Origin of the sequence: Sphingobium cyanobacteriorum (assembly GCF_030580935.1) — a bacterium.
In the GTDB taxonomy this organism is placed as follows: Bacteria; Pseudomonadota; Alphaproteobacteria; order Sphingomonadales; family Sphingomonadaceae; genus Sphingobium; species Sphingobium cyanobacteriorum.
On sequence record NZ_JAUQOM010000013.1, the window covers coordinates 61,971 to 70,193 of the forward strand.

Below are 8,223 nucleotides of genomic sequence, written 5' to 3' on the forward strand. Positions count from 1 at the left end.
TGGATTAGCTTCCCCGTTGCCGGTTCAAAGACTGGTAGTTAGAGTTTACTGCATTATCTTTGAGATAAGCGCTTGCGATTCTATATTGCAACGGTGCGTGGGCGGGGATGTAAAATGGAAAAAATGCAAGGAATCCCAAGACACGACTTAACACGTCGCCATCTGCTTGCTGGTGGCGTGGCTGCTACATTTTTTGTTTCAAAGAGTTTGGCGCTCGCACAGGGCGTAGAAACCATAGCTAATTCAGGCGGAGATATAACTGCGACCGAAGGAACGCCTCTGTCGGTCCTGCTCGAAACGGCTAGCAATCATCCTTATGTTAAAGCCGCAACTACTCTCCTGTCAATTGCTGGAGCGATCAACACAGCAAATTGGCAGTCTCAGACCAGCGATCAACTCGCCCATATCATCGGCCAACTTAAAGAAATCAATACAAAACTCGATGCTTTAACGCTCCAAGTGACGCGCCTTCCCTCGATAATCAAGCGCCTTTTAGAGGAACAATATGCGGCCCAGCTTAGATTGGAGATCAAGGCGTGCCATGTAACTGCCCTCAACATCCTATACAAATATGCCCACAATCCAGAAGTACCCGTCTCTCCTTCGATTATCAGCGATTTAGATCGTCAAGAACTGAACAGATTGTGCGTTCAGGTCAGCCAATCTGCATGGAAGCTCGAAGCGTGGGGTGATGATGCCTTTATCTTCTTGGGCCAAGCATATGCAACACTGCTGCTCATCCAGCGTGCGGCTGGGATAGAAGGGGTCTCGATCGCAAAATTTCGGCAAGATATTGCTGTGGAGATCAAGCAATCGGTTGAACAATTTTCACGGGCATTTACAGAAAATACTCTAACCTACAATTCAACCTATGCGCAGCTTCTTCCGATTACAAAAGGAAAATCCTTGTATATAGGCGACTACGCACTTCTTGGAAAGTTCAGTATCTATGTGCGTATGAAGGGCAATCCAGCCAAGGGTTACGAGGTCGCTCGCGATTGGGGGGATTACCCAGCCGGAAATCCGTTGAAACACAAAACATTGCAGTCAATCGGGCCTATTTGGCAGAATTTCAAACCTTTGCTTGGAGATGAGGCCACATCGAAGCAGATGAAGATCGTCGCAAACATTCATGTTAAGCGTCTGCGTCAATACGAAGCCGACGCCGCCGAGTGCCGGTCGATGGAATTGGCCGCGCGCGATGTGCTGGCATTTGTGATGCTCGCGTAGCTGGACTACGTATACTGCGCGCCCTTCTCTGCCTGTTCGTGGAAGCTATGCCAGAATGGAGCAATCTCCCACTGCCCCTCGCACAATCCTGGCACGGCTGATTGCCGCACGTGGCGACAACTACGCCAGCCTCTCCAAACTTCTGGGCCGCAATCCCGCCTACATCCAGCAGTTCATCAAACGCGGCACGCCCCGGAAACTGGAAGAAGGCGACCGCCATATCCTCGCCCGATATTTCGGTATCGCCGAGGAGCTTCTAGGCGGAAGCCCAGCCGCTCCCGCACAAGAAACCCCGCACCGCTTGCCACTGGTGGTCTCGGTGCCTCGCCTAGCGCTCGGTGCATCAGCCGGGGCAGGTTCCTTCGATGCTGACGAGCAGCCGGTAGGCCTCATGCTATTTGATGCGGCATGGCTCCGCAAGATCGGGGTCAAAGCAGAAAGTGCGTCGATCATTCAGGTCGATGGCGAATCGATGGCCCCGACCCTCAGAAACGGCGACGAGATCATGGTCGATCATATGGATGCCGCCGATCGCCTGCGCGACGGCCTGTATGTCCTCCGCCTTGATGGGGTTCTCATGGTGAAGCGAATAACGCTAGGACCACTCCGAGGACATTTCAGCCTCCTGAGCGACAACCCACATTACCCCGACTGGATGGACGTTGACCCTGCCCTCGTCGCCATTGTCGGTCGGATTGTCTGGACCGGACGAACGATATGAGCACTTTCTATACGAATTAGTGCGATAGCCGGGGGCGAGGCTGTGCGCTACACATGCGCTTTGGCGAATCGGAACCCCAATGGATCACGACAATTTCGACCTGAGCGGAGCCGAGGACTGCGCGGAACTCACCCAACGGGTGCTCGATCGCCTCGACATGATAATGGCCGAAGCGCCCACCGAATTTGCGCAGCAACTTATGATGGCGGCCAATCACCTCCAGCACGCGCGTGATTTGCTTGATCAGGCTCAAGCCGCTTAACCACTGGCGGGCCGTGTTCTGCGACCAGCGGCGATCAGGATACGTTCGACCTTTTCGCGACCGGCTGTTGTCAGGTCCACATAGCGCCGCCTGAGATCAACGCGGTCAGGCATTCGTTCGATCAAGCCTTGGGCTTCCAACAGCATCATGTGGCGCAGCGCTGTTGTCGGCGGGACGCCCGACGCAATGCAGAGACTGGAAACGGATATGCGACGCTTCTGACGCCCACTAATGTAAAGGTCGAGCAGCATATTCCAAGACCCATTGACGCACAGGTCCGGCCCAAAAATGGCTGCCTGATCGGCAATGGCTTCTGCCCATGCCTGTGCCACCGCGAGGGGGTCAAGCGGAAGCGGCGGAGCACCGGAACCTTGTGGCGGGCAAACGTCTCGCGCATCCGTTAGGCGGAGGCCCAGCGTCGCGCAGAGATTGATGATCGCCGCTCGGATGTCGCCCCACTCTGGGGAGGGTGACGCGCCGACAGGCCATTCGATCAGCTTCATGATCGATCTCCAAAGGCAATGCCATGTCGAAAGACACAGCATAAATGAGGAAGACGGCGAAAATTCAGGTCCGGTCGCGAAGCTGGCCGACGATCCGCGTCAGGTGAGCAACCGGGTTCAAGCGCCAGCCCCGATCCTTCGCAATCCCGAACACCCACACGACAAGGATGGGGATACCCCAGACGGTCGTGAGGAAATAGTAGACGGGCTTCACGTGAACCGAACTGAGGAGCGCGGCGAAGTGGGCGGCGGTGCCATTAATTTGGAACGCCGCCATCCAGATCAGCCACCAGCATCGGAAGGCTACGGCCAGCCAAACGAGGGCCACCATGAATATAATGTCGATGGCGATCCGCAGTACCGAAACGGTCGCGAAGGTGGGATAGACGAAGGACACCCCAACCCCCATGAGCGTCGTCAGCACCGCGAAAAACGCTGTCCAGCGTCCGGCCATGCCCCCGAAAAGTGCCGAAAAGACACTGCTCAGGAGCACGAGGGAGAGAAAGACGGCTGCCATTGCCATAGATGCAGGCCGAACCAATGCTGACGTCACCCGTCAAGCCCTTCTTTTACGCAGCCACCGCTTCCGGTGCCGCCTCAATGACACCCATAGGGCCGGTGCAGCCCCAGAGATGCACGTCAGCGGCTGTCGAACGCATCCGAATCTTGTGGGCCTGCTGGTGCGCCGTCACAAAATTCTCCCGGCCCCGGAGCATGTGCGCCGCACAGTCGGAAAGGCTCGTATAGAGCTTCTGGCTCGACATCGGATCGAGGCCGATCGCTTGGCTGGTTTCGATGAGGGATGCGCCCAAGCGGAGCGTGTGCGCCAGCGCGTCATCGAACTTGGCATAGCCTTCTTGGAGGCCCGTCGCGATCGCCTGACAGTCGTTCCGATCAAGGTTCAGGCGGGTATCTTGTGCTTTGGACATAGTGTTCCCTCCAGCGCCCGCGTCTCCGCCAGCGCTCCATGTTTGACAGTTATGTATCGGTTAGCGGGACAGCTCGACGAGGTGTTCCATAACCCAGAAGAACATCACCACGACGATCGCGGTTGCCACCCCAAGAAGCAGCGCCAGTTGGGCGATGAGCCTGAGGGTCTTACCGGCTGTGAGATGCTCATTGGGTCCTCCGATGGGCGGCAGAACGAAGAGCCGCTTCAAGTGACCGAGTGAGCCTTCGTTCTGAACGCCTTGTGCGGTGTTCGGTGGGGTGAGGGCAATGGTTTCCGATTGGGTTCCCAGCAGTTGGGTATCCCCCTGGTCATGCACAAAGACGAGGCGCGCGGCCTCGGCGCGCGATCCCGTCCCGAGCGTGCGCATGGCTCGTTTGATATGTTGATCGACGGTATCGGGCGCGACCTCCAGTTTGAGGCCGATTTCCTTGGACGTGAAGCGTTGGTAGACCAGCCGCAGGCATTCCCGCTGCCTGTCCGATAGCCGTTCCACGGGGGCCAAACTCAGTTCACCCATCGGCAATCATTCCGCGTGTCTACACATGCTCGCAATGCACCTTCTGGGGGCTGGCTGCGACATGCTCTCCTCGCGCCAGTCTCGGCCCCCCGACCCGCTGGCTTCTCCAGATATATCCAGACCTGTGGGATTCGTGCAATCGCGGTGAGCGTTACGTTAACGATATATATGGTCGTTTTTCCGCCAAAGGCAGGTAGGAGCCAGTACTGCGATTGTTGCGAAATCCGTCCAAAATGGATGGAGAAGGTAGTCTCTCGTTGGAGAGCCGGTGCCAAATGAGTACCCTCTGTTCGGAAGGGCATATCCATGAGACGAATCTGGCTTCTGGTACTCACCGCCATGCTGAGCTTAGCGGCTCCCGCCAGCGCGTGGAACGCACGCGGTCACATGGTGGTCGCGGCGGTCGCTTGGGAGAAAATGAGTCCGAAGGCGCGTCAGCGTGCAGCCGAACTCCTCCGCCTCAACCCGGACTATGCGACGTGGGTGAGTGGGAGCGCCCCGGATGCCCGCGCCCGCGTGGCCTTTATGCAGGCGGCAACCTGGCCCGACGATCTCCGGGGCCGGGTCTGCTCCGATCAGCCGGAGTGTATCCGAGACGATGGCTATACACCGCCCGATCCGACTGCTGATTTGAATATCGGCTACGCCGATCACCGCTTGCGGCGCTATTGGCACTTCAAGGATTTGCCGTTCTCCACTGATGGCACGCCTTTGGAGGAACCATTCTCACCGAATGCGGAAACTCAGATCGTCGCCTTTAGCGCAACCCTCAAAGACGTGGCCCTTTCTGATGAGGCCAAGTCCTTCAATCTGAGTTGGCTCCTCCATCTGATCGGCGATGTTCACCAACCGCTTCATGCAACTGCGCGCTTTAGCCAGGCTTTCCCGCATGGCGACAGAGGTGGCAACAGTGAAATCGTGTGCCGCCCGGCTCCGGCGCGCTGTGAAACCACCGGCCGCTACGTGGACAAGCTCCATGGCCTGTGGGACGAAGCCATTGGCACCAGTGCGAGCAACAATGGCGCGCATACGAAGGCCGTCAAGCTGATCGATATGGCAGAGACGCCCGGCAGCTTTCTGGGTCGGGTGGTGGCGCGCACCGACCTTCGGGCCGTGCCTTCGGCGTGGCTGATCGAAAGCACCGCTTTGGCCGAGAAGTATGCCTATGCCCCTCCGATCACCGATGGCAAAGGCCCACACTACCCGACGAGCAGCTATCGTGCCGCTGCTGGCTCTATCTCTGAACAGCAGGTGCTCATTGCCGGGGAGCGGCTGGCAATCATGCTGAATGAGGCCTTGGGGCAATAGCGGTGAGGAAGTTCGTTTTCTGCCTTGGCTTTCTGGTCGCCCTGTTGCCGGAGGCGCTTACCGCGCATCCCGGCGGCCTGAACAGCGAGGGGTGCCACAACAACCGGAAGACCGGAGACTATCACTGCCACCGGCAAGCGTCTGCACCTCCCACTCCCCGTCAAAGTCTGATGGGGTCTGGAGGGCGGCATGCCTTTGCCAACTGCACCGCCGCGCGGGCCGCCGGAGCGGCACCGGTGCGGGTAGGCGATCCCGGTTATGGTAGGCACTTGGACCGGGATGGCGATGGGGTGGGATGCGAATAGCATTGCATATGGTGGCATCCTTCCTTTGAGTCGCCGCGACGCGCATCTGCCCGCTCATGGTCGTGTTGCCCCGCGCTGTTCCCGGATCGGTCTGAGGTGATCAGTCGGTGGGGCTGAGGAAGAGCCAAAGCCTTGTAACAAGGAAGCTCACGGAGCCTGGATTGCTTCAACCAGCGCCAGCGACACTTATGCAATTTGGGACAAGTCGTGCAATTAATCCGGTGAATCGCTCAGATTCGAGTCGTTACCCTTATGTTTCACCTCTAATGCATAAATTAGCTACATTCTCAAAGACAGAATTTCATGAGACAATATATCAAGGAAGATTTGCACGATGTAAATCTGAGTTTAGGTCATTAACATGTCAAAAATAGATGACATATTGGCGAAATTGGTACCGCCTTCTGACGCAGCAATTGCGTTACTGCGTATGGCTCCGACAGAGAGATTGCCTAAGTACCGAGCCAATTCACTTAAGGTTGAGCGTGATGTTCCGGATGAAGTTAAGAATTTTATCCGAGGCACTGGACGCTAATATTTCGAATAGATATCTCTACCCCTCATAGTTTTTACAGAGGGGCTTTTTTTGAGTAAAATATGACGGACGAGAGCGATTATAGCCTACTTCAACCTGATGTTTTTAGTAAGCTTTTGAACCTGGATTGGTTCATTGCAGCCATCTCGCTCGAATATCGAAGTATTGCCCAGAGTTTCAAATGCGTGCCTATACTTTCACGTGAGCGCCTGGTGCAAGCGTACGATATTTTTTGGCATGATGTAGACCGGGGTAAGACTCAAAATCTTCCTGAAGGCACGATCAGTTTAGACCAGTTTAAACTGAGTTCATACTTGTGCTTTTGGCTACGACGGATAAATCCAGTTCGCGAAATTCGTGCGATATCAAGCTTGGGCGATCACAAAAATTGGCTTGATAGCGAAGAACGGCTTTCTTTTGAGACGGAAAATTTTCTTCTTTATGGGAACGAGATTGTTTCACTTGCTATAGCGGTACGGCTTTCTCAATACCTCACTGCAGTTATAGCAGGTAATCGTACTTCAATATCTGTCAAAAACAAGAAGACATATATTAGGCAGATAGATCAGGAAACCTTGGTGGAATATGGTAAAATTCTCAAGCACAAGAATATTTCATCTCATGGGATTATGATGGCGCTGCATATGCTGTCGGGATCAGGTCAAAAGACTCTACTGATCACGCCAAACGAATGGTAGAAATGACCTTATTGAGGAAAATATTAGAGAATTATCTTGGAAACTATTGTTGCTACATTGCGGTCATTTAGAGGAATCGCGTTTCTCTTCACTCTCACCTTATACCCTCGCACCATTTTTTCTTCCGTTTTCAACGGCGCAAACTGATCCAAAAAGGCCACGATCTCATCCGGTCCCATGATCGCCACACCGGCATTAGGAAATATCTGCTGGACACGCATGGCGATGGCTGCTCGTTTCCGGGCATGAGGCACAATTATCGCCACATGGGAATATGTCCCAGTCAGGCATTTGCGGACATTTTCCACCTCATGATCCGCGCTGGTCGTCACTGACACTTCAATGGCAATGGCTAGGGGATCGCGTCGGAGCGACACATCCACCCGTCCTTCTCCCACGGGCTCTTCCATGATCGCCCGGAAGCCCCGCTCTTCTCCCAAGCGGGCGATGAGGTGTTGGAGATAGAGGTGTTCACGTTCTGGACGGGTGGGCGGGGATAAAACTGCTGGACGTGCCTTCACCTCGCGCGGCATTTGCACGGGCTGGACAGCGGCGATCTGCAAATCGGATGGATGCGGAGCCACTGACATTTCATGGTCGCGCTGGGGCGGCTCTATCCGCGCGATCGGCGCGGCAAACCGTTTCCGTGAGGCCGCCCGCACTGCGTCACAACGCGCCTCTGCCTTGCCAGCCTCCAAAACCGACAAGGCGCGGGTGGCCAGATTGCAATCGTTCCCCGCGCTACCCAAGCGCACGACCGCCTCACCCCGACCCAGCGCCTGGAGATCATGGGCCTCAAAAAAGCTCAAGCCCGCCGCCAGCTTCCTGGCGTCATCATCACCAACGCGAAAGAGGATGCGGCTGTAGGCATTGCCGAGAAGGGCGGCCTCGACAGGACTGCCTTGGATTTGCCGCAGATTCTGGTGCGCCAACACCAATCCCAGCCCATACTTCCGGCCTTCGGTCAGGAGTGAGGCCATCGACGGCGTAACGAAGTGCTGAGCTTCGTCAGCATATAGAAAGCATGGATGGCGCTGGCCCTTGATGAGGCGTTGCCGAGCCAGAGCCAATTGAGAACGGCGGAGCAATATTCGACCACGGTAGCGGCGGGATAGTCCTGCTGCGGGCGGCGTAAAAGTCGTCCACCTTGAAGCCTTTCTGCCGAGTCAGGGAGGTGTGGGGATCTACAGCG

11 protein-coding genes are annotated in these 8,223 nt (G+C 55.9%); 6 read left to right on the forward strand and 5 right to left on the reverse strand.

Annotated elements, in window-relative coordinates:
* Nucleotides 1-114: 114 nt before the first annotated feature.
* The 3 genes from Q4610_RS18095 to Q4610_RS18105 all read left to right on the forward strand — a co-directional run bounded on the left by Q4610_RS18095 (nucleotide 115) and on the right by Q4610_RS18105 (nucleotide 2,213).
* Nucleotides 115-1,230, forward strand: coding sequence for a hypothetical protein (locus Q4610_RS18095; RefSeq protein ID WP_304537340.1), 1,116 nt, complete (start codon nucleotides 115-117; stop codon nucleotides 1,228-1,230).
* A 55-nt stretch (nucleotides 1,231-1,285) separates the two neighbouring features.
* Nucleotides 1,286-1,951, forward strand: a complete 666-nt coding sequence (locus tag Q4610_RS18100; RefSeq protein ID WP_304537341.1) for a S24 family peptidase — start codon at nucleotides 1,286-1,288, stop codon at nucleotides 1,949-1,951.
* Nucleotides 1,952-2,030: 79 nt separating this feature from the next.
* Nucleotides 2,031-2,213 (forward strand): hypothetical protein, encoded by a 183-nt coding sequence (locus Q4610_RS18105; RefSeq protein WP_304537342.1) that lies wholly within the window; start codon nucleotides 2,031-2,033, stop codon nucleotides 2,211-2,213.
* Here Q4610_RS18105 and Q4610_RS18110 read toward each other — a convergent pair.
* From Q4610_RS18110 to Q4610_RS18125, 4 genes are all read right to left on the reverse strand, one after another.
* Nucleotides 2,210-2,716 (reverse strand): helix-turn-helix domain-containing protein, encoded by a 507-nt coding sequence (locus tag Q4610_RS18110; protein ID WP_304537343.1) that lies wholly within the window; start codon nucleotides 2,714-2,716, stop codon nucleotides 2,210-2,212. The genes Q4610_RS18105 and Q4610_RS18110 overlap by 4 nt on opposite strands.
* A 64-nt stretch (nucleotides 2,717-2,780) precedes the next feature.
* Nucleotides 2,781-3,233 (reverse strand): hypothetical protein, encoded by a 453-nt coding sequence (locus tag Q4610_RS18115; protein ID WP_304537344.1) that lies wholly within the window; start codon nucleotides 3,231-3,233, stop codon nucleotides 2,781-2,783.
* Nucleotides 3,234-3,285: 52 nt separating this feature from the next.
* Nucleotides 3,286-3,645, reverse strand: a complete 360-nt coding sequence (locus Q4610_RS18120) for a hypothetical protein (protein ID WP_304537345.1) — start codon at nucleotides 3,643-3,645, stop codon at nucleotides 3,286-3,288.
* Between the two features lie 60 nt (nucleotides 3,646-3,705).
* The gene (locus tag Q4610_RS18125) at nucleotides 3,706-4,185 is read right to left on the reverse strand and encodes a helix-turn-helix domain-containing protein (protein WP_304537346.1); all 480 of its coding nucleotides are present in this window, start codon (nucleotides 4,183-4,185) and stop codon (nucleotides 3,706-3,708) included.
* Between the two features lie 306 nt (nucleotides 4,186-4,491).
* Between Q4610_RS18125 and Q4610_RS18130 the strand changes: the two genes are divergently transcribed.
* The 3 genes from Q4610_RS18130 (at nucleotide 4,492) to Q4610_RS18140 (ending at nucleotide 7,031) form a co-directional block, all read left to right on the forward strand.
* On the forward strand, nucleotides 4,492-5,493 hold the full coding sequence (locus Q4610_RS18130; RefSeq protein ID WP_304537347.1) for a S1/P1 nuclease: 1,002 nt from the start codon (nucleotides 4,492-4,494) through the stop codon (nucleotides 5,491-5,493).
* 2 nt (nucleotides 5,494-5,495) lie between these two features.
* Nucleotides 5,496-5,798 carry an excalibur calcium-binding domain-containing protein gene (locus Q4610_RS18135; RefSeq protein ID WP_304537348.1) on the forward strand — a complete coding sequence of 101 codons (303 nt, stop codon included), beginning with the start codon at nucleotides 5,496-5,498 and terminating at the stop codon, nucleotides 5,796-5,798.
* Between the two features lie 597 nt (nucleotides 5,799-6,395).
* Entirely contained in the window at nucleotides 6,396-7,031 is a 636-nt protein-coding gene (locus tag Q4610_RS18140; RefSeq protein ID WP_304537349.1) for a hypothetical protein, read from the forward strand.
* 23 nt (nucleotides 7,032-7,054) lie between these two features.
* Here the strand turns inward: Q4610_RS18140 and Q4610_RS18145 are convergent, their stop codons facing one another.
* Nucleotides 7,055-8,119 (reverse strand): TraM recognition domain-containing protein, encoded by a 1,065-nt coding sequence (locus tag Q4610_RS18145; RefSeq protein ID WP_336622879.1) that lies wholly within the window; start codon nucleotides 8,117-8,119, stop codon nucleotides 7,055-7,057.
* Between the last annotated feature and the right edge of the window lie 104 nt (nucleotides 8,120-8,223).

Coding starts and splice junctions, on each gene's coding strand:
- Q4610_RS18125 (WP_304537346.1), bottom strand. CDS start 4,185: ATGGGTGAACTGAGTTTGGCCCCCGTGGAACGGCTATCGGACAGGCAG.
- Q4610_RS18140 (WP_304537349.1), top strand. CDS start 6,396: ATGACGGACGAGAGCGATTATAGCCTACTTCAACCTGATGTTTTTAGT.
- Q4610_RS18105 (WP_304537342.1), top strand. CDS start 2,031: ATGGATCACGACAATTTCGACCTGAGCGGAGCCGAGGACTGCGCGGAA.
- Q4610_RS18095 (WP_304537340.1), top strand. CDS start 115: ATGGAAAAAATGCAAGGAATCCCAAGACACGACTTAACACGTCGCCAT.
- Q4610_RS18130 (WP_304537347.1), top strand. CDS start 4,492: ATGAGACGAATCTGGCTTCTGGTACTCACCGCCATGCTGAGCTTAGCG.
- Q4610_RS18115 (WP_304537344.1), bottom strand. CDS start 3,233: ATGGCAGCCGTCTTTCTCTCCCTCGTGCTCCTGAGCAGTGTCTTTTCG.
- Q4610_RS18120 (WP_304537345.1), bottom strand. CDS start 3,645: ATGTCCAAAGCACAAGATACCCGCCTGAACCTTGATCGGAACGACTGT.
- Q4610_RS18100 (WP_304537341.1), top strand. CDS start 1,286: ATGGAGCAATCTCCCACTGCCCCTCGCACAATCCTGGCACGGCTGATT.
- Q4610_RS18110 (WP_304537343.1), bottom strand. CDS start 2,716: ATGAAGCTGATCGAATGGCCTGTCGGCGCGTCACCCTCCCCAGAGTGG.